We start from the raw sequence: 24,072 nt of genomic DNA, 5'->3' as shown, positions 1-24,072 counted from the left end.
GGCTAAAGCCCTATCAGCCTGTCGAGCCCTAAAAAGCAAATAACAGGAGAAAACAATGCGGGTGCCATCATTTCACACAATTAAAGCTAAATTATTACTCACCACCGTTCTGCTTGTCTGCACCATGATTGCTTTTGGCGCCTTTGAGGCCTTATCATTTAAAAAACTCGACCAACTACAATTTGCGGTTCAAGAAACAGTACATAGTAATTCCGACCTGCTCACACTTCGTCGTCATGAAAAAGACTTCCTTGCCCGGCTCGATCCACAATATATCGAGCAGTTTAACCAGAAGCAGATACAGCTTAGCCTACGGCTCAAGAATATTAAGGCGCTTCTCGCACAATACAATGACTCAAATAACGCCAAATTTGATAACCTCCAGCTTTCTCTTGATACATATTCCACCCAGTTCAACATCATTGCCGATCAAACAATTCTGTTAGGTTTAACACCTCAAGAAGGTTTACGGGGGAACATCCGTAATGTAGCAAATGACGCAGAGGAAAAGATATTAGTCACTGGCAATGAGCTCCTCTACCGGATGTTATTAACATTACGCCGTAATGAAAAAGATTTCCTCATCACCAAAAACAGCGATCATATTGCTTCGTTCAATAATAATATAGAAAGCTTAACCTCCGCACTAAGCAACAGTGAACTCACGGTACGAGAACAAAAAACAATCCGCCGCAGTATCATCATGTACCAAATGATGTTTGATGAACTCGCCGAAGGTTTTACCACTATCGGACTGACTTACAATGCGGGTCTTTATGGTGAATTACGCAGTAATGTTCAGGCCGTTGAGCATGATATAGAACAACTTGAAGCATCTATCGTTAACAGCATTCAGGAAGAGCAACAGTCTGAAAAAGTCGCCTTGCTAGTTGGAGGTAGCTTATTAACACTATTGATGGTGGTCGCTCTCGGCACTATTAGCCGGAAGATCACCCGCCGCTTACACACCGTCAACCAAGTCATGAAAGACATTGCCAATGGCAACGGGGATTTAACCGTAAGAATGAATGACAAAGGCAAAGATGAACTTTCCGTACTAAGCCAATCGTTCGACCAATTTGCAGAGAAACTACAGTCTATCATTCAAAATGTAGCGTCTATATCCCAGCAGTTAAACACCAGTGCCAACGAATCAAGTGCTTCGGCCGCTAATAGCCTCAACAATGCCCAGCAGCAACAAAACGAATCCGCCAATGTGGCGACCTCTATTAATGAACTGCTAGCCACCAGCAATGAAATTGCTAGCAATATAACCGATGCTGCCGATTCCGCCGAGCAAGGGAAGAAAAATGCACAACAAAGCTTAGCTATTAGCCAACGGGCTGGAGAAGGCATTCAATCGCTGGCAGAGAAAATTCATACCGCGCAACAGCAAATTCAAACACTAGAAGCAGAAAGTAATAATATCAACAAAGTGATATCGGTGATCCGTGATATTACCGACCAAACTAATTTACTGGCTTTAAATGCTGCAATCGAAGCGGCTCGAGCTGGTGAGTATGGTCGAGGCTTTGCCGTTGTTGCTGATGAAGTACGTTCACTCGCCCAACGAACTCACAGCTCAACAGAAGAAATAGAGCAAACTATTGAACGGCTTCACATTGGTGTTAGCCAAAGTGTTTCACTTATGAAAGACAGCCAAACGTTGGCAATATCGACTGTCGAGCAAACAAAAGAAGCCACCGATGCCGTCAACCGTATTACGGAAGCCATCACTGGTATCTCAGATAAAAGCCTGCAAATTGCATCAGCTTCTGAGCAGCAAGCTATGGTTTCCTCAGAAATAGACCAAAATATTATCCGTATTGCTGAACTGGCAACAAACACGGCAAGTGCTGTTGATCAGTCATCGATAGCCAGCAAACAAGTAACCGAAATGGCCAAAGAGCTCGATCATGTCGTGGGTCAATTCAAATTTTAATTCTTAGGCCTTGAGAATAGGGTCTTGATAATAGAGTATTGATGCTGGGGCGTTAACTAACGCCCTTTTTATCAGTACCAACGTCATGGTAATGGCTCTCATCTTTAGTGATACGTTGTAAACGAAAACATAACCAATAGATAATAAAGTAGAGTGCCGAGCCCCCACTAATCACACCACCCCAACCATAGTATTCCCAGCAAGCAATCAGGAAGAAACCACCTAAACTTCCGCCGACATAATAGTGCACCAAATACAGTGCTGTTGCGGTCGCTTTAGATAATTGAGCGCGTTGACTCACCCATCCATACGCTAAAGAGTGCGTAAAAAAAGCGCCTGAGCTGATTAGGACCAGACCAATAAGCATCGTTGGTATCGATTCAATTAAGGCAAGCCACATGCCAAAACCGCTAACGGTCGTCCCCATAACCATGCCCGATATAGCACTAAAATGTTGCGTCCAGCGCCCACTCAGTTTTGCTGTAACGGTGCCACTTAAGTAACACAAAAATATCATCGACGCCCAGCTCACCGGTACACTATAAGGTTCAGCAACTAACCTAAAGCCCATTACCGAATAAAGGTTTACGAACAACGCAAAATTTACCCCACCAATCATCATTGCAAACCACAACTCACGATTACGTAAATGATGGATCACACTGTATGTTTGGTTACGAAGCTGCCCTTTAACAGGTTTAAAGTGTTGCTGCTTGGGTAACAAGCGATATACCAAAATCGCAATGAATAGGCTAAATAGCGACATCGCAATAACGGCAACCTGCCAGCCAAAACTATCTGCAATTAATCCACCGCTGATTCGGCCAAAAATGCCACCTAATGAATTAGCACTAATATACCCACCGACCGCTAGCATTAAGGCTTTAGGCGTAAATTCCTCAGCCATGTAGGCAACAGCTACTGCAGCAAAACCCGCTAAAGCCGCCCCCATTAAGGCTCGTCCAAAACTCAGCGCCCATAGCGAATTGAAGAACACCATCATGAAGCCAATAACAGGGAGTAACGCTAAGCTGAGTAGCATAACTTCTCTACGCCCTATTCGCTCTGATAGAACAGCCCAAGGAACCAGCATCACCGCAAGCGCAAGCGTGCCAGCAGCCACTAGCCAATTAACCTGCGTCGCCGAGGCCGAAAAGGCTTCAGCCATTAAGGGAAGCATTGGTTGAAAGAGGTATAAATTACAAAATATTAAAAAAGATCCTAAGCACAAAGCCAAGCTCGCCCGCCGATACTCAGGTGTTTTTATCTCTATCATGTTCCATTGCTCGTCAGTAATCCTATACAAAAAGTAGCAATTTAAGCTTAATAATGAAAATATATAAAAACTATAAAGATGATAAATAAAAGATATAGCTATGGATATTCGCCAGCTCACCTATTTCACGACGCTTGCACATACGGGTAACTTTACCCGAGCAGCACAAGCACTGAATATTGCTCAACCGGCACTCAGTATCGCGATCAAAAAATTTGAAGCTCAGCTTGGCATCATTTTGTTTGATCGTAATGACCGCCGGGTCACCCTTACTCCAGAAGGTGAGGTATTACTTCGCCATGCTCGCTTGATATTGCAAAATGTTCAGGATGCAACCACCGCAATGGAAGAGCTAAAAGGGCTAACCAAAGGTGAAGTAAAACTAGGGGTACCGAGTTCACTTGGGTCTTACTATCTGCCTGAAATCCTCATGGGGTTTAAGAGCCAGTACCCAGAACTAAAACTAACCATTGTCGAAGCTGGAACTGAAACAATAAGACAGATGCTACTCAGTAAAGAATTGGATCTTGGAGTCATACATTGTAGCCATGTACCCGAAAGCCTTTCTACGGAGCACTTAATTACTACACAGATGGTTGCAGCAGTCAGCCCAGACAACCCATTAGCGCAATATAAAAGCATCAACTTTGATACTTTCTTTAAGCAAGAGCTCGTCATGTTCAAAGCTGGCTATTTTCATCGTGAATATATCGACCAAATCTGTAATGAATATAACTACAGCCCAAAAATAGCTTTCGAAACTAACTTGTTACCAATGATATTAAAAATAGTGCGTAATGATTTTGCCATTGCTGCGCTTTTAGAGATGGTGACAGAGCATGAAGCAGGATTAGTCCCAATCCCCTTTGAGCACCCCGTTTACCTAAATATTGCCATTGCATGGCGGAAAGATGGCTATTTATCTGTTGCAGATCGTGCTTTTATGGAATTTGTTAAAAAACACCACCAAATATAAATTATATTTACATTTAGATACAACAAACCAGCAAGCTAACGCTTATTAACCCACTGTTTACTACGTGTTAGCTTTAGTTTGTATAAAATACATGCAAATAATAACATTTAACCAAATATAAACAGCTGTTTATTCATTGTTTTTCATTCTTGTAGCGCAAATATAACACACTACTTTAAATGCTGTTTCAGATCATAAAGTGGTACCATTTCTATCGTTCTACTGCCTATTTTTAGGTAAATTTAAACCCAATTAATATGTAAGAATATTTTTCAAAGTTACATATTTTTTCTTTTTATTTTACTTGTGGTTTAAGAGGATTTTTTCCATGTTGGAACTATTAATTGGCTTAGCAGTAACTGTTGCTGTTGGCTACTTCATTATCAAAGGATATAAAGCTGCAGGGGTATTGCTAACAGCAGGTATCCTCTTGTTATTGATCACTGGTGTAATGGGCATGAAAGTACTGCCTGACAGCATCAACTCGACCGGTAACTTTGTTACAGACTCACTGGAATACGTGAAGTACATGCTTCAGTACCGTGGGGGCGGCCTAGGTCTACAAATCATGCTGCTTTGTGGTTTTGCCTCTTACATGACGCACATCGGCGCCAATAATGTGGTCGTTAAGCAATTCTCTAAACCACTCTCTTTCATCAAATCACCTTATGTTCTACTTGTTGCGGCTTATATCGTTGCATGTTTAATGTCGCTAGCAGTTAGTTCAGCAACAGGCCTTGGTGTACTTTTGATGGCAACCCTGTTCCCAATGATGACAGCAATGGGTATCTCTCGCCCTGCCGCGGTTGCAATCTGTGCATCACCTGCAGCGATCATTCTGTCACCAACATCGGGTGACGTGATTGTCGCAGCAGAAAAATCAGGCTTACCACTCCATGTCTTTGCGGTAGAAACCGTATTGCCTGTTTCAATCTGTGCAATCATCGTAATGGCAGCGGCGGCATTCTTCTGGAATAAATACCTTGATAAGAAAGAAAATATCAAAATGGAAAAAGTTGATATTTCTGAAATCGAAGTAAAAGCGCCAGCCTACTACGCAATTCTGCCTTTCATGCCTATCTTTGGTGTATTCCTATTTAACGGCAGCACCATTGAGGGGCTAACGCTAGACATCTATACCATCGTAGTACTCTCTATCACCATTGGTGCTCTCGTTGATTTCGTTACTAAGCGATTCAAGGGTAAAGAAACACTTGAAGATCTAGAAGCATGTTACCAAGGCATGGCAGAAGCATTCAAAGGCGTTGTAATGCTTCTTGTTGCTGCGGGTGTGTTTGCACAGGGCCTTATGTCTATCGGTGCAATCGACAACCTAATTGGCCTTGCTGAAGCTGCTGGTGCTGGTGGTTTCGCCCTTATGCTACTGTTAACAGGCCTAACCGTTGCTGCTGCTATCGCAACAGGTTCTGGTAACGCACCTTTCTACGCTTTCGTAGAACTTGCCCCTGCATTAGCAGGTAAGATGGGCCTAAGCCCTGCTTTCCTTATTATCCCAATGCTTCAGGCTTCCAACTTAGGCCGTACAATTTCTCCAGTTTCTGGCGTTATCGTTGCGACCTCTGGTATGGGGAACGTTAACCCGTTTGAAGTGGTTAAACGTACTTCTGTCCCTGTTATCTGTGGCCTGATCACCGTCATTATTGGTACTGTTGTGCTGGTACCAATGTACAGCTAAATGACAGTTTATGCCCTCGAAGCTTAACTGAATAAGTAAAAACACCACGAAATTTCGTGGTGTTTTTGTATATAGAGCAAATCACTATCAATAAAAGATAAGACTAAAACAGATATCTCACCTACCATTTATATGAAAGAACATTCAGGCTTGAGAGTTTGTTGTCCCCCCCTCTGCCGTCAAGCTAATGCGTGTAGAGAGGGGCAAAAAATGAATAAAATTCGTATAAAACAAGGGGCGGAACCTTGTTTTTACATGAATCTAACCTAGAAGCAGAATTTATCGTCTATATTCGCCTATTAGCTTATATAACGAAAAATGACGCCTATGCCCCACACCGAACAAAGTGAACCGCAAACTATCACATTGCAAACCTTGCGTTTTTCTGGGTCTGACTTAGCGGTTATAAACACCATTAATGGTGCAAAAAGCCAGCTAAGAGTAAAAGAAGCGGAGCTATTAAAGTTACTTTGTCAAAAGTATCCGCATGTCGCGTTGCGAAAAGACCTTGCTGAAAACATATGGGCAGGAACGTATGTTTCTGATTTCACGATAAACCAAACCGTTAATGGCCTTCGTTCGAAGCTCTTTGATTTGGGTAAAAGCTTGATTATAACCGTGCCTAAGCGCGGATATAAACTCACCACCGAACCGCAATATGGTGAAATAGATAACCCTGTTATTCCTCTTGCGACTGACGATAACAAGCAAAAGTCTGGTATTTTGTTGCACTCAAATTCTGAGTCGGTTGATACTGGTAACGCCCAAAACACCAACCAAACCACAACCAACCTAATTCGCTCACCATGGCTATATATTACAGCGTTTGTAGTCAGCGTATTTATTGTCACTCTTGCTCATTGGGTTATTCCTGAAGCGCCTTCTGGCGATATTGATCGAACAACGGTTTTGTTTATACCTACAGAAGAAGAACTTCCTTTCATTGAAAAAGCCGTTGAATCAGAAGAATATCAATACATTGATAAAGTCAAAGAAACGCTATATGGCTGTAAGGAGGACGATACATGCATAAAGATCGCACCGTAGTTTTAACCTTTTTTATTGCCGTATTATTATTTACTGGCGCACTTTTTTACATTAAAGATCGCATTATGCCGACATTTTCCAGCTATCAAGGAATGTGGTATACCGAAACTGAAAAGAGTATGCGCTTTTATATTGATTTCGATGGCAACCATTTAAGCGTTTATGGGCAAGATAAAGATGCTCAAAAGTTCGATGTGAGATATTTAAGTCATTATCAAAAAGATGTTGATGGGCGAATTATTATTCGTCAGATTGATGCAAATGCCGACGACCCTGAATTAAAAGCCAAACTCGATTTAAACACCAATGTGATCAGTTCAATTCGACTACTGATTGAAGACGATGTACTCATCGCCAGCTTCTATAATGGCCACCAGCTCAAAGTCTACCGACTAAAACCTGTGCAGTAATGAGCTAACATCCAACTTTCTTCGTTTCTATTGATAACGGCTGTATCTATGGCAGCCGTTATCATCTTTGGTTAAAGCATTAATCAAACACTTCTTCTACGAAATCCTCTCTACGCTCCTCACGGCGGTCTTCCCTACGTTCCTCTTTCCGCTCATCTTGTCGCTCGTCTCGGCGATCTTCCCTTCGGTCTTCACGACGTTCTTCTACACGCTCTTCATGCCACTCTTCTATATCAGCGTATGACACCGGTGAAAAACATAACGCAGAAACAAGGCCTACAGCCCAATGCACTTTTTTATTCATATTCGCCACTACCTACCTTCACTTTAAATAACACCCACAATGCATAATTGCTTAGCCGCAAATCAGCACTGATTTGAGTGGTACGAATCCTGAAATGAATAGTCGCGAATGGGCTATATCTTAGCTAATTCAATATTTATTTTTTATACTTTTAAAAATAAACATGCAGTAACCCATTGTTAGGAAAGTAAATAATTAAGATGTAAAAAAAGAGGCTTAAACCTCTTTTTTGTATGTCGACATTGTTTCTCTGAGGTAGTAACCATCACCAGTGCCATTGCTCACCAAATCAACAGACTCAATAACATGAACCGCTAGCGTTGAATGCAGTAAAACCATCGCAATAGCACTAAGCGTAAACTGCTTAAATTTTATGTATGTAGATTCTGGAATACGGCCTGTCTTAACTAAGTAAATCAAGACAACCCATTTGAGTAACGAAAAAATTGTGTACATGACTCTCACTCAAATTTAAAAGTTATTACTATCCATTCGTATTCAAATTTAGCTCAACGTTACCGTCCCCTGAGCTATAAGCTATCTCGCCTTTTTCACCGAAGTAAGAATAAGTACATGTTTTGCTTCTTCGTTTATATTTAGTAAGCAACTCGTTATTATCCGCGTTACGCCTAACTGCTTCAGTACCCTCTATCAATGTATTCCAAATGTTAACGCACTCACGTTTATTTTTCGCAAACGGATAATCGTATCGATTTTTCTTATGAGCAAACTGTAAGGTACTGCCATTAATAGTTAAAGTACTCGGCTCTCCCTCTAGCTTGTGTTTGCCATATATTATCGCTAGCGAACTTTCAAACGCACTTTTCATACCATGAAGAGCCGACTCATGTGCATCATCATCCAAATCTAAAAATCGTGGTGCAGCTGTAACAGCCAATATCCCAACGACCACCACAACAATCACCAACTCTATTAATGTAAAACCTGCGTGATTTTTCATAGTACTCTTACTGCTTTAGAGGAATGTTCATCCATGAAGGTGAACATATTGTAAAGCAATATACCGCTCACACTCAAGGTGATAAGGATTTATACAGAATCTTAATGAGGCAGTAAGAACATTACACCAGTAAGTACAAGCATCTGTTCATTCTTACTGATTAGTATAGCGACGTTGCTACCCGACTCAGACAACCCGCCACAAATCAGTAAAACTTACACCAAGCAATAACCATATCATTTTTATTGATACCACTGCATCATCTATGACATAATGCAGTTCTTCTTGATGTTTAATACTTATCAAGAAATCTACGTTTACCGTCGTACCCTTTTTGTACGACGGTTTTTTTTGCCTTGTGAAAGCCAATTAAAGACAAACCCAGCATCACTTACATAGAATCGACACCACTCCTCAGTGCTAATATTTACGGGTTCACTTCAATACCACTCGGTGACTTAATCGCACATTATCCATACAATAAACATGGACTAAAACCAGATATCAACAACTTATAGTCAAATCTCGTCCAACAACTGTTAAGAAAATCGCCAAAAAACAGAAATTGATGTAATACAGCGCGAACATGTTAAACTTCCTTCCCTTTTAAAGCCCTATACTACATTTAGCGTTACGACGATGAGTGTCAATAGAACCAATTACTGGCAGGGTTTGAGTACATTTACAGCTACTAAATGGGGCATTCGAATGCAAGACAAGCCCATTGAATATGACCAATACTGAGCCTGTTCTAATTCGCTCCTTATTAAAGAAATAAGACATATTGCATATAGATAAATGTCCCTATATGCCCCTAATTTAAAATAGTTTAATGTAAGAGCATGATTACAAAAAAAATTAACGAATATCCAAAATACTGGGCAGAATGCTACGGTGTAGCACCATTTTTGCCAACATCTCGTGCAGAGATGGACGCGCTCGGCTGGGACAGTTGCGATATTATTATCGTGACTGGTGATGCCTATGTTGACCACCCAAGCTTTGGTATGGCGGTTATTGGCCGCTTGCTAGAATCTCAAGGCTTCCGTGTCGGTATCATCGCTCAACCAGAATGGGATAACAAAGACGCTTTCATGGCCTTAGGCCAGCCAAATCTATTCTTTGGTATTACCGCTGGTAACATGGACTCCATGATCAACCGTTATACTGCGGATAGAAAGCTTCGTCATGACGATGCTTACACGCCAAATAATGAAGGCGGAAAACGCCCAGATCGTGCCGTATTAGTGTATTCACAACGTTGTCGCGAAGCTTATAAAGAAACACCGATTGTGCTTGGTGGTATTGAAGCGAGCCTACGTCGCTTAACACACTATGACTACTGGTCAGACAAAGTACGTCGTTCTGTTATTGTTGATGCCAAGGCAGATATTCTACTTTTTGGTAATGCTGAACGTGCATTAGTCGAAGTTGCGCATCGCCTCGCTAAAGGCGATTCAGTTGATGAAATGAAAAACATTGCAGGCACCGCTGTAATGTTAAAAGAAATCCCTGAGCGTTTTCGCGAAATTGACTCTTCACGTATCGAAAAACCGGGCCGTGCAATGCCAATGCCGAACCCATACGCAACAGAAGAAGAGTGCAAAACCAAGCAAAGTGACGATGCAAAGGCTGAGCCAGCAGCTAAGCCAATCGTTGTAACGGCTTCGCGTCATGACCCGAAGAACACAGTTGTTCGCTTGCCATCATACGAAAAACTGCGTAACGACCGTATTCTTTACGCACATGCTAGCCGTGTTATGCACCTTGAAGCGAATCCATACTCTGCCCGTGCATTAGTACAAAAGCACGGTGATCGTGAATTATGGGTAAATACCCCACCAATCCCGCTAACCACGGAAGAAATGGATTTCGTGTTTGGTTTACCTTTTGCGCGTGTACCACACCCATCTTATGGTAAGGCAAAAATTCCAGCTTACGATATGATCAAAACGTCGATCAATATCATGCGTGGCTGTTTTGGTGGCTGTAGTTTCTGTTCAATCACAGAGCATGAAGGCCGTATCATTCAAAACCGCTCTGAAGACTCGATCATCAGTGAAATGGAAGACATTCGCGATAAAGTCCCAGGTTTTACAGGTACAATTTCTGATTTAGGTGGCCCAACTGCGAACATGTATCGCTTAGGATGTTCTGATCCTAAAGCTGAAATAAACTGCCGTCGCCCATCGTGCGTATTTCCAAAGATTTGTGAAAAGCTAAATACTGACCACAAACATACCATTGATTTGTACCGCAGGGCGCGCCAAGTGAAAGGGGTCAAAAAAGTAATGATCGCTTCTGGTGTTCGTTACGATTTAGCAATTGAGTCACCGGAATACGTTAAAGAGTTGGTTACCCACCACGTAGGTGGCTACCTTAAAATCGCACCTGAACATACTGAAAAAGGCACGCTTGATCTGATGATGAAGCCGGGGATGGGCTCGTACGATCGCTTTAAAAACCTATTTGAAAAATACAGTAAAGAAGCAGGTAAAAAACAATACCTGATCCCTTACTTTATTTCAGCTCACCCAGGCTCAACCAATGACGACATGCTTAACTTAGCATTGTGGCTGAAGAAGAATGAATTTGAGTGTGATCAAGTTCAGAATTTCTATCCATCTCCAATGTGTAATGCAACGTCAATGTATCACTCAGAAACAAACCCACTTAAGCGTGTGAAGTACAAAAAACGCGAAGAGTTATTTGTTGCGAAAGGTGAACGTCAGCGCCGTGTACATAAGGCGTTATTACGCTATCATGATCCATCGAACTGGCCATTGATCCGCGAAACACTGATCAATATGGGTAAGAAACACCTTATTGGTAATCGCGATAATTGCTTAGTGCCGGAAGAAGGTTCAGAGCAAGAGGAGCAGCTGACGCCAGCACAACGCCGTCAATCGGGTCGCCATGGTGCAAAACGATTTGCAACCAAGCACCCTAACCAGCCAGACATCCGTAAAGACGGTAAACGTGGTAATCAATCACGCAACGGCAACGGCAACGGCAACGGCAACGCAAATGGTAGTAAGCGTGGTGGCCAAAATGCCAAAAACGGAAATGGTGGCAACCAAAGCCAATCAGGTAATGGTCGTCCATCGCAGCGACAAGGCGAGCAATCTCAAGGGCAACGCAAGTCACCCAATGGCTCTCGTCCAAATCGCAATGGCTCGCAAGGCAGTAAACCTAGCCGCTCGCGTGCTCGTTAAACGTTAAAACCAAATAGGCTCGCATCATGCGAGCCTATTACTATCAATATCAATTAAATTATCGATATTGCTAATCAAAACATTTAAGCAGTTATTCTCAGCGTATTAGTTCTGACCCCATAAAAGTCACAATTGCAGCAAGAACCAGTACACCAAATCCAATCAGCACTTTCTTTTGAGCATTTTCATCAAGGTATTTGGTTGCTAATGCCCCTAGCAATAACAAAACAATGATTACGCCTAGCTTTAACATAGTAATACCAACAATATTGACTGCAAGAGTAAAACAATAACATAGCTATTGATGGCATATCGTTATCGACATCAACCAAATGGTAACCGATTGTATTTATGTTACCTGAAAGACCTTATCCACGTACCCAACACAACATTTTGGGGAATGTGGTGTTGCTATCAACATTCTGACGTGTGGGCTCTACTGTCATACCAACATTTTGCAATAATGGTACCCCCAAAAATCGACAGTCGCTCCAGCGCTCGAGTACTTGGTAGCAAGGTGCGTTGGAAAATGAATACAGCAATATATCAATACTCAATTCTAAATGGTGTATTGCCGCCCAACACCAAGCTAGTGCCATCATATTGTCATGGTTATCATTGCACTTGGCACAACTTAGCCGAAAGCGTTCTTCTTCAGGCGTAATTGCAATCAAAGCAGCCATGAACAAGATCTCGCCAGTTTTTACTTCCCTATTAGGCTGATGTTGGAAATAAATACGCCCAGCCTTAATCCAGCAATGGCTTTCAGTACTTACCTCACCCTGTTTTTTTTCTATAATCGTTAAGCCTATATCCTGAATAAACTCCGTCACTATTGAAAAAGAATAGTAATGCTCTTCTAGATACACTTTTATTCCAACTTCCTCTGTTTAACTAAAAGGGTTAATAACATTAAATTTCAAACATTGGATATGGTGCTAACTCTGGCACTATCATTTGTAATTCTTTTTCGTCTTCAGCTAAATCTTTAATTGAATCACACAGTTCATTAGCTTTATCAGCTACAGCACCTGACTGCTCATGAACTTGCTCTTGCAGTCGGCTTTTTAGCTCTGAAAATTTGGTCTGAAGTTCTGAAAAATTAATTTCCCCATTTTTCATTTCTTCAGACAACGCCGCAAATAGACTACTTATCGACTCAAGGCTTATGTGTTGGAGTGCTTGTTCAAACTCTTGTTTCCAGTCACTGTCAGACACTTCAAAAATATGTGCTGGCATAACAAACTCATCGTCCTGATAGAACTTTTGCCGTGCTTTATCACTGTATTCTTGTATTAGGCTTTCGACATTTTCAAACGATGCTTGTGAATCAAAGCTCGCCGAAATTTCCTGTAAAATACCGTTTGCCACATCGGCACCATCATCTGCAATATCAGCCATCAGAGGTAAGTAATGCTGAACATTTTTACTATAGACTTCCAAGGCTTGCTGCTGGAGTTCCGATAGTTCAATTTTCTCACCATTAATAAACAGTTGATATTGTTCATCAATCATCATCTTTGGCACGCCATCTTGATAGACAGATACCTGTTCGCTGCTAATGTGAATATCATTCGGTACCGCCACTGGGCACGTTTTAGCTGCGAGTCCAAAGGAAGTAACCAGTAAAGGAATCGCAATTACAATGATTCTCATAGCCAATCTCTTTATTGATGATTTTTATTGCCATACTTTCACATTTTTTGTGTTCAACAACAAGCTTCAGCCTCTCTGTTAGAGAAGTCATTTGCCATTAAATAGGTACTTTGATGTGTCAAAATATTAACGATGAATATTTAATGTTGATAATAATGCTACTGAACTCTCTTTTACGTTGATTTGAGTAAAAAACGACCGTTCCGACACGTTTAAGTGGCAGACTCTCCTATACGGCAAGGCGGCTCTAATACCGGTTTATCGCCGTCGATGAATAATATAAACTCCAGTTCAAATACTAAGTAAATACCATTGAAACACGCCTTGTGGTAATTTGGGTATATACTACCGTTGTCATTCATCAAGTTAGGTTAGCTGTGGAAAAAGTCGCTATTTTTGTTGATGTTCAAAACATCTATTACACCGTTAAAGACACCTACGGTTGTAACTTTGATTACAATGCATTCTGGGCTGAAGCTACCCAAGGGCGGGAAGTCGTTGCTGCCTACGCTTACGCAATTCATCGTGGTGATGAAAAACAGCGTCAATTTCAAAATATACTCCGTGGTATCGGCTTTGACGTAAAACTCAAACCCTTTATTCAACGTAGTGATGGCTCGGCAAAAGGTGACTGGGATGTAGGCATTACACTTGATGTTATTGAGCATGCACAAGATGCCGACCGTGTGATCCTACTTTCAGGTGATGGTGACTTTGATTTACTGGTCGACAAAGTACAATCTAAATACGGTAAAGATGTAGAAATCTATGGCGTACCGGGACTAACCGCAACGTCACTCATTAATACAGCACGTTTCTTCCGTGAGATTGAAGAAACCCTATTGCTCGGACAAATCCGTAAATAGTGATCTCCTATATTCAATAATAAAAAAGGAATTAGCCATTTGGCTGATTCCTTTTTTATTCATCACTCTGTTAGCTCGAGCTTTAACTCTTTCAATGCACCAAACATCATTTTAATCGGGACTATCACAAAATAGATAGAAGCGATAACGACCATCGCAGGATCAGCATATGCTGCATACTGTGCATGTCCTACAACCACTAATAACGACGCGACAACAAAGCCCACCATCACTGCCCCACTAATCACAGTGTCCATCAGCCACTGCTTTGATTCCGCATCCACCAGCGCAGAGTTTGCACGTTTGCCGTACTTCTTTAATACCCAGTATGATGCACAGCACCCAATGACATTGATGACACCAAACAGTAAAGCCAAGCCTGTATTCACCTCACGGCCACCACTCATAATAGCCAGTACCGCAGAATAAAATGACACGACACACATGAGTGTTATGACTAACCCCTTAAATGCGATTACGGCGGGTTCGATAAATGCAGCTTCACGTTTGGCATTTTTACGTACAGGAGAGTGTATATAAGACGCTGCTATCAACGAAATAATGGTCAATGACAAACTAATAAATGAGTATGCGCCATCAAATACAATAACAAGTGAATTCATCCATAAACCCAACCCGATCCCAAGTAAGGCAAAAATAAACGCAGACACGGTAGAGAACTGTAATAATTTCCGCTCTAAAGATACAACGGTATGCTTTGTCATTTTATACCGACAGGTTGTTCGTCTGCCGCCTCTTTCTTAATTACTTTATATTGCATACTACTGGGTATTACCGCATGATTAAAATCACTCAGCGACGTAATTTCCGTCGCTCAGTCTAGCGACTGCTTTTACGACACAAATAACGGGTATAACTGGAATCACAATAACGTTTGAGGTCTAAATATGAAAATAACCCAGATTGAGATGTTTCTTGAAGCAAGTGTTTCAAACTCAATATCAGAAGCAAGTCGAAAGCTAGGTAAAAGCCGGACAACAGTTAGCTCTACCATTAACTCCCTTGAAGATACGTTAGGCGTTGAGCTCTTTAAGCGTTCTGGCAACCATGTTGAACTAACGCCTATCGGCGAGGCGATTAAAAACGACTGTGAACGTATGATGATGATTGCTGGCGATATCAATGCAAAATGCCAGCAACATTTAGGGGGGGTAGAATCCGCGTTAAGGATCGCTCGTGATGATGCCCTGCCAGAATCATTCTGGCGTCAACTTGTTCATAAAATGAGTTCAGAATTTCCCAATACCAGCGTCTCTGTTTATGTTGCGCCACCGCCAGAGCTTGACGGCATGGTTGAAGAAAACAAAGTAGACGTGGCATTTTGTTTACTGCCACAGGCTGAAAGCCTATCAAAGAACCATTATTTGAAATTAGGACAGATACGGATGATGTCTGTCGCTCACGCTGATCACCCTTTATGTCATCTCAGCAACGTTGTAAGTTCTGATTTAGAACGATACACGGAGTTTGCGTTATCCGCTTTTGATGATGAGGGGCTAAAAGCCGTTTCACCAGCGTCAAATAATTATATTGCCTTACCGTTCTATGAACATTTAAGAGATGCAGTATTAGATGGAAATGGTTGGTCAATCGTCCCTTCAGTGTTAATTAATACATCATTACGTGACGGTACAGTCAAGGTGCTCAATCATTATCAATCAATGCGGCTGCAGCCCTATGGCGTCATACACACAAGCAACAGCCAACAAGGCGCATTAACGTATTGGCTATCCGAAAAAATTGAACACTACCTAACTGACCATATGCCCAAGTAAACCCTCATCCTGTACATGCCTTGATATTGCTAATTGCTAAAAGGGGTAACCTTGAGGTGCTACTGCACCTTCATTCTCATAAGACTGTTTCATTAATGAGCCATCAAAAGGGCCTAGATGATTCCTATACTCTCACCAGTATAAAAATAACTTTTTATGTATTAGGGAATGGTAAGGGAATCGTAGTTATGATGAAAAAACTGGTCGCAGAATTTATCGGCACATTTTGGTTAGTGCTTGGTGGTTGTGGTAGTGCCGTACTCGCTGCGGCGTTTCCTGATGTAGGGATTGGCCTGCTGGGAGTTTCACTTGCCTTTGGTTTAACGGTTGTCACCATGGCGTATGCCATTGGCCATATATCTGGCTGTCACCTTAACCCGGCAGTTACTGTTGGTTTATGCTCTGGTGGACGCTTTCCTGCGAGCGAAGTAATTCCTTACATATTATCGCAAGTACTTGGGGCGATAGCAGGCGCTTACATTCTTTATACCATAGCCAGCGGCCAAGCTGGGTTTGATCTAGCTGGCGGCCTCGCGTCAAATGGCTATGGTGATCATTCACCCGGTGGCTACACAATGGTGTCTGGGTTTATTACAGAGTTTGTCATGACGTTTATGTTTCTCATCGTCATTCTTGGTGCTACCCACAAATTAGCAACACCCGCCATGGCAGGCCTTGCGATTGGTTTAGCCCTCGTACTCATTCACCTTATTAGTATCCCGGTTACAAATACTTCGGTAAATCCAGCCCGTAGTACTGGCCCCGCCCTACTCGTTGGCGATTGGGCACTCGCTCAGTTATGGCTATTCTGGCTTGCGCCAATACTTGGGGCGTTTGTCGCAGGGATTGTTTACCGCTGGCTGAGCCCTAACGAAGAATAATACCGAAAAAAAGCGGGAGAAGCACAAACCTCTCCCGCTATACACACAAGCTAAATATAATGCTAAATGGCTTTAGTCACTTGCAATAATACCTGTACAGGGTGCTTCATTTTAATGTGCTCAAAACGTTTAACTTGGCTTCGACACGAATAGCCCGTTGCCATGCAGCGTTCTGGGTCAAGTTGCTCAAGGTTTGGTTGCCAACTCAAGTCATATACGCCGCGTGATGTTTCAAGTTTGTCTTTCTCATGCCCGAATGTACCCGCCATGCCACAACAGCCAACGGCTATCGATTTAAGGCTTGTACCAAAGTGGTCGAATATTGCCCCCCACTCTTTTTCAGCATTAGGCAACATGGTTTTCTCGGTACAGTGGGCGAATAGATACCAACTGTCTCCATTGCGATTAGGGTAAACCGGTAATGAGGGTAACAACGGCAGCAACCATTCATGTGCTGTTAGCACCTGGAAATCGCCACGATTATCGGCTAGCACTTCGTTATATTCATCTCGGTAACAAAGTACCAAGGCAGGATCAACACCTACCATTGGGATCTCAAGTTCCGCCAGTTGATTTAAAAACTCTGCAGTGTTCGCTGCTGTTTTGGCAAACTGACGCAAAAAGCCTTTTACATGCTGTGCTTTCCCATTGGGCTTAAATGGCACAATCATCGGCTTTTTACCAATCTTGTCACACAACTCAACGAAGTCTTTCACCACATCGGCATCATAGAAGCTGGTAAACGGGTCTTGGACGATCAATACATACTGCTCACGCTCTTGCTTTGATAACGCTTGTAGCCACTGTAAATCAAACCGTGTCGCATGATGACCGTCTAGTCCTTCCATTAATGTGGGCACTGAAAGCGCAGGCATATCTACATAACCTATCGACTTCTCAGTCAGCTTTTTCGACCAGGCTGGCCGCATCATGGCATTAAATACCACAGGTGCTTTTGCCATTAATGGCAAATAGTTTTCAACATAAGCAACCAGATAGTCTTTCGCCGGTCTTTGATAACGGCTGTAATATACGTTCATAAACCGAGAGCGGAAACTTGGTACATCGACTTTTATCGGGCATTGGCTCGCACATGCCTTACAAGCCAAACAGCCATTCATCGCTTCCATGACTTCATGCGAGAAATCATAATTTTTTCGTTTCGATCCAAAAGTATTCCGCCAACGATCAATGATCTGCTTCACGCTAGGCGAACGTACCATCAGATCGTTTTCTATTGTTACGGGATCGATACCTTGAGCAGCTAACAGCCTTAACCACTCACGAACAAGGCCAGCCCGCCCTTTCGGCGAATGGCGACGATCCGCTGAAATCTTCATCGATGGGCACATTGGCGAGCTCGTGTCATAATTAAAACACAAGCCATTACCATTACATTCCATCGCTTGTTTGAAGCTATCACGAACCTTTACCGGAATTTGACGGTCATAAAATCCACGCTTCACACCATTCACTTTCACCAATTCAGCTTGGCTGTCTAATGGTGTACAAATTTTCCCTGGATTCATCCGATTATCGGGGTCAAATGCCGCTTTAACGCGCCTTAATTCAGTAAAGAGTGCTTCGCCAAAGAAGTCTGGGCCATATTCGGAACGGTAACCTTTACCGTGTTCGCCCCACATCAAACCGCCGTATTTTGCCACCAACGCAACGACCTGATCTGATATCGATTTCATCAAGCGTTCTTGCTCAGGATCGCATAAATCTAATGCTGGACGTACATGCAAAACCCCCGCATCGACATGACCAAACATGCCGTAATCTAAGTGGTTATCATCAAGCAACTGACGGAACTCAGTAATAAAGTCAGCTAGATTTTCCGGCGGTACACACGTATCTTCAGCAAAAGGAACAGGCTTTTTACGCCCTTTAGCTGCACCTAATAATCCAACCGCTTTCTTTCGCATGCCGTAGATTTTTTGGATGCTCGATAATTCATTGCATACTTGATAGCCAATAATGCCGCTTTGTTGCTTCTCTAGCATGCTATCTAATTGATGACAAAGCGCGGTGACTAATTGCTCATTTTCTTGCAGATCATTGCTGGCATACTCAACAATATTAATACCAAGCATTTCTTTGCCGGGTACATCTTCGATAAGCTCACTCACCGTATGCCAAACAATATCTTGCTTCGCTAAATTCAATACGCGAGAGTCAACCGTTTCAACCGAAAGTGCTTTCGCTTCGACCATCATTGATGCGTTACGAAGTGCAGAATCAAAGCTATCGTACTTAATATTAACGAGCGTTCGGGATTTTGGAATTGGCGTAATATTCAGTTTCGCTTCTGAAATAAACGCAAGTGACCCTTCAGCACCACATAAGAGGCGAGCAATATCGAATTGAGTTACTGTTTCATCAAAACCATTTTTTAAATCATAGCCCGTTAAAAACCGGTTCAGCGGCGGGAATTTATCAACAATCTGCTGCCTGTTTTCACGGCATACTTGCTCGGCCACTTTAAGTGCCTGAGTGGCAAGATCATCGCTCTGAGCTAAGGCTTGGATTTCGGTCGAAGACAGTGCTTCAGTATCGAGTACTGAACCATCAACCAAAATAGCCTTGAGCGATAAAACATGATCAGAGGTTTTGCCGTACTTTAATGAGCCCTGCCCAGAAGCATCTGTATTGATCATTCCACCGACGGTAGCGCGGTTACTGGTCGATAAGTCCGGCGAAAAGAAAAAACCATGTGGCCGAAGTGCATCGTTTAGTTGATCTTTAATAACGCCGGTTTGAACACGAACCCAACCTTCTTCGGGGTTAACTTCGAGAATTTCATTCATATGGCGGGAGATATCAACCACAACTCCCGGCGTTAATGATTGACCATTTGTGCCAGTACCGCCTCCTCGGGCAGAAAATGCAATAGTCGTAAATGCTTCTGATTGGGCAACTTGCCCCAACACAATCAGATCAGCATTATTACGAGGAAAAACGACCGCCTGTGGAAGTTGTTGATAAACGCTATTATCAGTTGCGACGGCAAGGCGACTGGCATAACTGTGTTCGATATCTCCACGAAAGCCAGCTTGTTCTAACTCTTGAAGATAAGACAGTACAGAAGACTCGATACTGTCTTGATGTGTCAGTGCAGGTAACATTGCTCTCCTTGTCCAGTATACCGTCGTATCCTACGACTACTGGCCTCTCTATATAATTTGCCTTTCTCCACTTTACCTTACCGCTAAAATTAAAAAAAGCATGTTGCAATACCAAGTTACCTTTAGCATAAAGGAAAGTATCTTGAGGGTGGCTTCTATACACGAGGCTCTAATGTCATGCCTTGTCTCTCTCATGCTTTAAATGGCCATATTTACGATGCAAATAAGCCGTACTACTGACTAACCATACTGCCACTAGCATTGAACCGGTCCCTTTAATGGCTAAAACCACCAAGCTTACGGTTGAAAGTGAAGCGGCATACGGTATAAGCCAGAACAGTACAGCAATGCCAACAGCAATAACGGCAAAACTGATCACCCCCTGTAACCAAGGCAGCCTTACGGTGTTCGACGATTGTTTGACAATATGATCAACCGTTAAGAATATACCTAGTCCTCCCGTAAACAAATAAGCATGAACAGGCACCAACGTATAGCTCGCAACAATGCCGACAAATATAGTAATAGATAGCCAGAACCATTTATTTAATAAATAGGCATAATACGAAGACTTTATATCTGAACGCCAGATAATGATTACAGAGACAATCACAAGCCCTAGCATAATGCTCATAACCGTATCACTAATGAAATGAACACCATACCAAACCCTTGCCAAGGCCTGTCCGGCGATCATAAAAGTGACCATCGCTGTCAGTAAATACTTATATTTATTCGCCATCACTTTTGATAATACATGCCACATTATTCCCCAGAGCAATGTCGCTAACAGTGTATGCCCACTAGGGAAACCAAAGCCATACGCATTAATTTTTTGTAATTGAGGAATAATCACTGAAGGTCGAGGCGAAGCTAAACCGTATTTCAATAAAGACGACGTAAACGTTGCTAAAAACAAGACAAACAACAATTCAAGTAATGCCTTAGGCCCCCAAAATCCCGCAACAACAAGTAATAACGCAACCACAAACCATGGCTCACCCGATAAATTCAATACAAACATCAATGCATTAAAGGTATCACTAAAAATACTCGGCCATTCACTAACAGTGTGTTGGAGGTTCTTAATCGCTTTCAACTCAACTTGATGTAAGACATTAACGCGATCGCTAAGATCGGTATATTCCAATATCTCACTGTTAGGGGTTTTCTCTAACCAAGCAGATAATAGTTGAGCATCTTCTGCGTAACGGTATTCCTTGGCAGATACATCTTCAGGGTCTATGAGATAAACCCGCTCAACTTCAGTCGCAAAGTGCTTAGAAAACCATGATGCAACAATCAAGTGCCCTGTATAGTCACGAAATGAAGACACAAGAATGGGTGATTGTGCAACGCAACTATAAATGGCGGCACGACCACGATATTGAATAAGATCAGCAACCGTGACATGGATCCCCGTTTCTTCTAAGGCTTCTCTTGCGGCCGCTTGCTGTGGCGTATCTCCCTTGTCAATGTACCCACCAGGCAAAGATAATTTACGCGTGATAACCTCTGATAACATCACCATTTTGTTATCATGACGAATGACACAAACAGCACCAACAATTCCTTCCGGTGTCTCGCTTGCTTTGATATTTTCTTCTTGCGCCGATAAAAAAGGGCTAGCTAAACAGAGTAAAAAAACAAACAGCCAGCGGGTCATTCCAGTTACACTAACAGACACTATAAACCTTTTTATAAAATTGGTGGCTCGTGTGATGATAGCAGCACAAATTAATGTAAGCTATTGAGTATATTAACAAATGAAGATATTTTACGCTTACACTCGTGTTACTTGGATCTGTTTCATAAAATGACAATATAGGTGACAGGATTTTTATTTTACTTAGGTTATGCCATGAATCCCCCACAACCTCTTCGCAATGACTATTACTTAAGTAACTTCTTAACCCTTATAGAGGTGGTCACAAGCCAATATAGCGATGTAATGTCGACAAGCGAACTGGCATGGCTACACACATTCGGCCAGCTTAGTGATGATGCTAAAAAACTATACATACGCCTATTATCCAGAAAAGGCGCATTGTTTCGTCTTGATAAATTAGCCTACAGCGAAATTGACAATATCGAACTGGCAGCTATCGAATTAGCTAACTGCCAGTTTGCATTTATATTCCAACCGGGAAAAGAAAATACGCCGACATGGCCTGTTAATTCAGTCGCCGTTAGTGCACTTTTTACAAAGCCAGAATTACTCCGATTATTTGATGAGTTATCCGCTTGGAAATCCCATAAAAAAGATAAACTCGTTGATGCGTTATGCCAATTATCCCCGGACATTAGTGCGTTTCAACAAGACATTATCGAACTACGTCAAACAGAGCACTTGAATGTATTCTTGTTACTTTTCTTCGGTAATAGCCACCAAAGCCTGACTGACTTTGTACTTAGTGATTTAGGCATTCAGCATTATGAAAACTATAACATAGATCGACAATATCGCTTTTTTAACGCACGTAAAAATATCGAGCAATGGCTGGCACTCTCAGCACTCAATGAACTGTACTGGCAAGCCAAAGAAGAAAAAGATTTTACTGCGATTGAAGTGATGGCCAATCAACTGCCACAACCGATCGAGTGGCTACCACTTGAGCGTAAAAGGCAAAAGTTAATTAACCACATAGCACGGGATCTAGAACGGTTTGCAGAAAATAGTTCAACTAAGCTTGAAAGCGCTCGTTTATTGTTTTCGCAAAGCGAGCTGCCACCATCACGAGAACGGCAGGTACGCATTCTCGATAAACAACACAATTATGCTGATGCCTATCAACTTGCCTGTCAGATGCAATTAGCGCCAAAATCAGAAGAAGAAGCTGATATGGCTGCGACACTGGTGGGGAAACTCGCCCGTAAGTTATCCCTTTCCGTTCCCCCTCGTAAAAGGCCTAGATTCACGAATAGTTTTCTCACACTAAACAATACCGATACAAGTGTTGAGCTTATTGTTGCAGAGCACTACTCGCAACAAGGCTGGCAATGTTACTACCTCGAAAATACCTTTATATGTGGTTTATTTGGACTAGCCTTCTGGGACATTATTTTTAGTGATGTGAAGGGGGCTTTTCTAAACCCCTTTCAACGCTCACCGAAAGGCATGTTCACACCGGAATTTTACCTGCAAAGAAAAGTAGCTATCGACCAGCGCCTCGAAGARCTTCAATCCGGTCATTGGCAACATTGGCTTGATGTATATAAAGAAAAACAAGGTATTGCCAATGATTGGGTTAATTGGACATTAATCACGCCTGAAGTCATTAACCACGCGATTGCTCATTTTCCAATGGAAGCACTGTGCACCCTATTCAAGCGCATTTTGTTTGACCCGAAAAGTAACCGCAGTGGCTTTCCTGATCTCATCGCATTTAATGAGCACACTTTTCGCTGGATAGAGGTAAAAGGCCCCGGCGATAAATTGCAGAGCAACCAGATCCGCTGGCTAAACGTATTTCAAGAGTTAGAGCTGCCTGCTGAAGTGGTATATGTTGAGTGGTCAGAGGCTCAGTGAATCATTTATATCGGATATATTCACCAACTGTATTATCCTGACATTTTACTAATAAAGAACGTTACAGCCTTTATTCACAGTCCAAATCAAAAGCAATAATTCACCAGTACGCCACTAGCTTAATATATACACATGCGTTATATTTATGATGTTTAATATTAACTATGTCAACTCAACCATATGCGCATTATTACGCAATGTAAAATTTAACTTCTATTTATAAACCAACAGATTCAGGAGTTTTATACCAAGGCTATTTCTGCAACTAAAGTTTACTACAGAAAAATAATAAAATACTTTAAAAACAAAAGCTTAAGATATCAAGCAATAATGAGCACTTTAATCACCATAATATAACCTTTACTTTTCATGAAGATAGAATAAAATAC

The 24,072-nt window shown here is 42.1% G+C and carries 20 protein-coding genes; 10 read left to right on the top strand and 10 right to left on the bottom strand.

What is annotated here, in order from left to right; all coding sequences use genetic code 11:
- Positions 1–55 precede the first annotated feature (55 nt).
- Positions 56–1,942: a methyl-accepting chemotaxis protein gene (locus L4D78_RS24350; protein ID WP_428469331.1), complete on the top strand. Its 1,887-nt coding sequence runs from the start codon at positions 56–58 to the stop codon at positions 1,940–1,942.
- Between the two features lie 52 nt (positions 1,943–1,994).
- Here L4D78_RS24350 and L4D78_RS24345 read toward each other — a convergent pair whose 3' ends face one another.
- Positions 1,995–3,218 carry an MFS transporter gene (locus L4D78_RS24345; protein ID WP_428469330.1) on the bottom strand — a complete coding sequence of 408 codons (1,224 nt, stop codon included), beginning with the start codon at positions 3,216–3,218 and terminating at the stop codon, positions 1,995–1,997.
- 100 nt (positions 3,219–3,318) lie between these two features.
- Between L4D78_RS24345 and L4D78_RS24340 the strand changes: the two genes are divergently transcribed.
- The 4 genes from L4D78_RS24340 (at position 3,319) to L4D78_RS24325 (ending at position 7,347) form a co-directional block, all read left to right on the top strand.
- Positions 3,319–4,194, top strand: coding sequence for a LysR family transcriptional regulator (locus tag L4D78_RS24340; protein WP_428469329.1), 876 nt, complete (start codon positions 3,319–3,321; stop codon positions 4,192–4,194).
- Between the two features lie 328 nt (positions 4,195–4,522).
- Positions 4,523–5,890, top strand: coding sequence for an anaerobic C4-dicarboxylate transporter DcuC (dcuC, locus tag L4D78_RS24335; RefSeq protein WP_428469328.1), 1,368 nt, complete (start codon positions 4,523–4,525; stop codon positions 5,888–5,890).
- A 327-nt stretch (positions 5,891–6,217) separates the two neighbouring features.
- Entirely contained in the window at positions 6,218–6,937 is a 720-nt protein-coding gene (locus L4D78_RS24330; RefSeq protein WP_428469327.1) for a winged helix-turn-helix domain-containing protein, read from the top strand.
- Positions 6,916–7,347: a hypothetical protein gene (locus L4D78_RS24325; protein ID WP_428469326.1), complete on the top strand. Its 432-nt coding sequence runs from the start codon at positions 6,916–6,918 to the stop codon at positions 7,345–7,347. Before L4D78_RS24330 ends, L4D78_RS24325 begins: the two co-directional genes overlap by 22 nt.
- A gap of 79 nt (positions 7,348–7,426) precedes the next feature.
- On the opposite strand, the gene L4D78_RS24320 is transcribed toward L4D78_RS24325, so the two are convergent.
- The 3 genes from L4D78_RS24320 to L4D78_RS24310 form a co-directional block, all read right to left on the bottom strand.
- Positions 7,427–7,651 (bottom strand): hypothetical protein, encoded by a 225-nt coding sequence (locus L4D78_RS24320; RefSeq protein WP_428469325.1) that lies wholly within the window; start codon positions 7,649–7,651, stop codon positions 7,427–7,429.
- A 216-nt stretch (positions 7,652–7,867) separates the two neighbouring features.
- Entirely contained in the window at positions 7,868–8,107 is a 240-nt protein-coding gene (locus tag L4D78_RS24315) for a hypothetical protein (protein ID WP_428469324.1), read from the bottom strand.
- Positions 8,108–8,135: 28 nt separating this feature from the next.
- On the bottom strand, positions 8,136–8,612 hold the full coding sequence (locus L4D78_RS24310; protein ID WP_428469323.1) for a prepilin-type N-terminal cleavage/methylation domain-containing protein: 477 nt from the start codon (positions 8,610–8,612) through the stop codon (positions 8,136–8,138).
- Between the two features lie 842 nt (positions 8,613–9,454).
- Here L4D78_RS24310 and L4D78_RS24305 point away from each other — a divergent pair.
- On the top strand, positions 9,455–11,827 hold the full coding sequence (locus tag L4D78_RS24305) for a YgiQ family radical SAM protein (RefSeq protein ID WP_428469322.1): 2,373 nt from the start codon (positions 9,455–9,457) through the stop codon (positions 11,825–11,827).
- 97 nt (positions 11,828–11,924) lie between these two features.
- Here the strand turns inward: L4D78_RS24305 and L4D78_RS24300 are convergent, their stop codons facing one another.
- The 3 genes from L4D78_RS24300 to L4D78_RS24290 form a co-directional block, all read right to left on the bottom strand.
- Positions 11,925–12,080: a hypothetical protein gene (locus L4D78_RS24300; RefSeq protein ID WP_428469321.1), complete on the bottom strand. Its 156-nt coding sequence runs from the start codon at positions 12,078–12,080 to the stop codon at positions 11,925–11,927.
- A gap of 115 nt (positions 12,081–12,195) precedes the next feature.
- On the bottom strand, positions 12,196–12,696 hold the full coding sequence (locus tag L4D78_RS24295; RefSeq protein WP_428469320.1) for a hypothetical protein: 501 nt from the start codon (positions 12,694–12,696) through the stop codon (positions 12,196–12,198).
- A gap of 43 nt (positions 12,697–12,739) precedes the next feature.
- Complete coding sequence (locus L4D78_RS24290; protein WP_428469319.1) at positions 12,740–13,483, bottom strand: YggN family protein; 744 nt, start codon at positions 13,481–13,483, stop codon at positions 12,740–12,742.
- Positions 13,484–13,860: 377 nt separating this feature from the next.
- On the opposite strand from L4D78_RS24290, the gene L4D78_RS24285 reads away from it, so the two are divergent.
- On the top strand, positions 13,861–14,349 hold the full coding sequence (locus L4D78_RS24285; protein ID WP_428457105.1) for a LabA-like NYN domain-containing protein: 489 nt from the start codon (positions 13,861–13,863) through the stop codon (positions 14,347–14,349).
- Between the two features lie 62 nt (positions 14,350–14,411).
- On the opposite strand, the gene L4D78_RS24280 is transcribed toward L4D78_RS24285, so the two are convergent.
- A complete protein-coding gene (locus L4D78_RS24280) occupies positions 14,412–15,074 on the bottom strand; it encodes a cation efflux transmembrane domain-containing protein (RefSeq protein WP_428469318.1) in 663 nt (220 codons plus the stop codon).
- A 183-nt stretch (positions 15,075–15,257) separates the two neighbouring features.
- On the opposite strand from L4D78_RS24280, the gene L4D78_RS24275 reads away from it, so the two are divergent.
- Both L4D78_RS24275 and aqpZ read left to right on the top strand, forming a co-directional pair.
- Positions 15,258–16,145 (top strand): LysR family transcriptional regulator, encoded by an 888-nt coding sequence (locus tag L4D78_RS24275; protein ID WP_428469317.1) that lies wholly within the window; start codon positions 15,258–15,260, stop codon positions 16,143–16,145.
- A 191-nt stretch (positions 16,146–16,336) separates the two neighbouring features.
- Positions 16,337–17,026 (top strand): aquaporin Z, encoded by a 690-nt coding sequence (gene aqpZ / locus L4D78_RS24270; protein ID WP_428469354.1) that lies wholly within the window; start codon positions 16,337–16,339, stop codon positions 17,024–17,026.
- Positions 17,027–17,088: 62 nt separating this feature from the next.
- Here the strand turns inward: aqpZ and ydiJ are convergent, their stop codons facing one another.
- Both ydiJ and L4D78_RS24260 read right to left on the bottom strand, forming a co-directional pair.
- Positions 17,089–20,154: a D-2-hydroxyglutarate dehydrogenase YdiJ gene (ydiJ, locus tag L4D78_RS24265; RefSeq protein ID WP_428469316.1), complete on the bottom strand. Its 3,066-nt coding sequence runs from the start codon at positions 20,152–20,154 to the stop codon at positions 17,089–17,091.
- Positions 20,155–20,329: 175 nt separating this feature from the next.
- Positions 20,330–21,841: a bifunctional NUDIX hydrolase/phosphatase PAP2 family protein gene (locus tag L4D78_RS24260; protein ID WP_428469315.1), complete on the bottom strand. Its 1,512-nt coding sequence runs from the start codon at positions 21,839–21,841 to the stop codon at positions 20,330–20,332.
- Positions 21,842–22,015: 174 nt separating this feature from the next.
- Between L4D78_RS24260 and L4D78_RS24255 the strand changes: the two genes are divergently transcribed.
- A complete protein-coding gene (locus L4D78_RS24255; protein ID WP_428469314.1) occupies positions 22,016–23,683 on the top strand; it encodes a VRR-NUC domain-containing protein in 1,668 nt (555 codons plus the stop codon).
- The last annotated feature ends 389 nt before the right edge of the window (positions 23,684–24,072 follow it).

The organism is Photobacterium minamisatsumaniensis (assembly GCF_050336695.1).
Classification (GTDB): Bacteria; Pseudomonadota; Gammaproteobacteria; order Enterobacterales; family Vibrionaceae; genus Photobacterium; species Photobacterium minamisatsumaniensis.
Note: the sequence above shows the minus strand (reverse complement) of the source record. Positions and strands in the feature narration are given on the sequence as shown.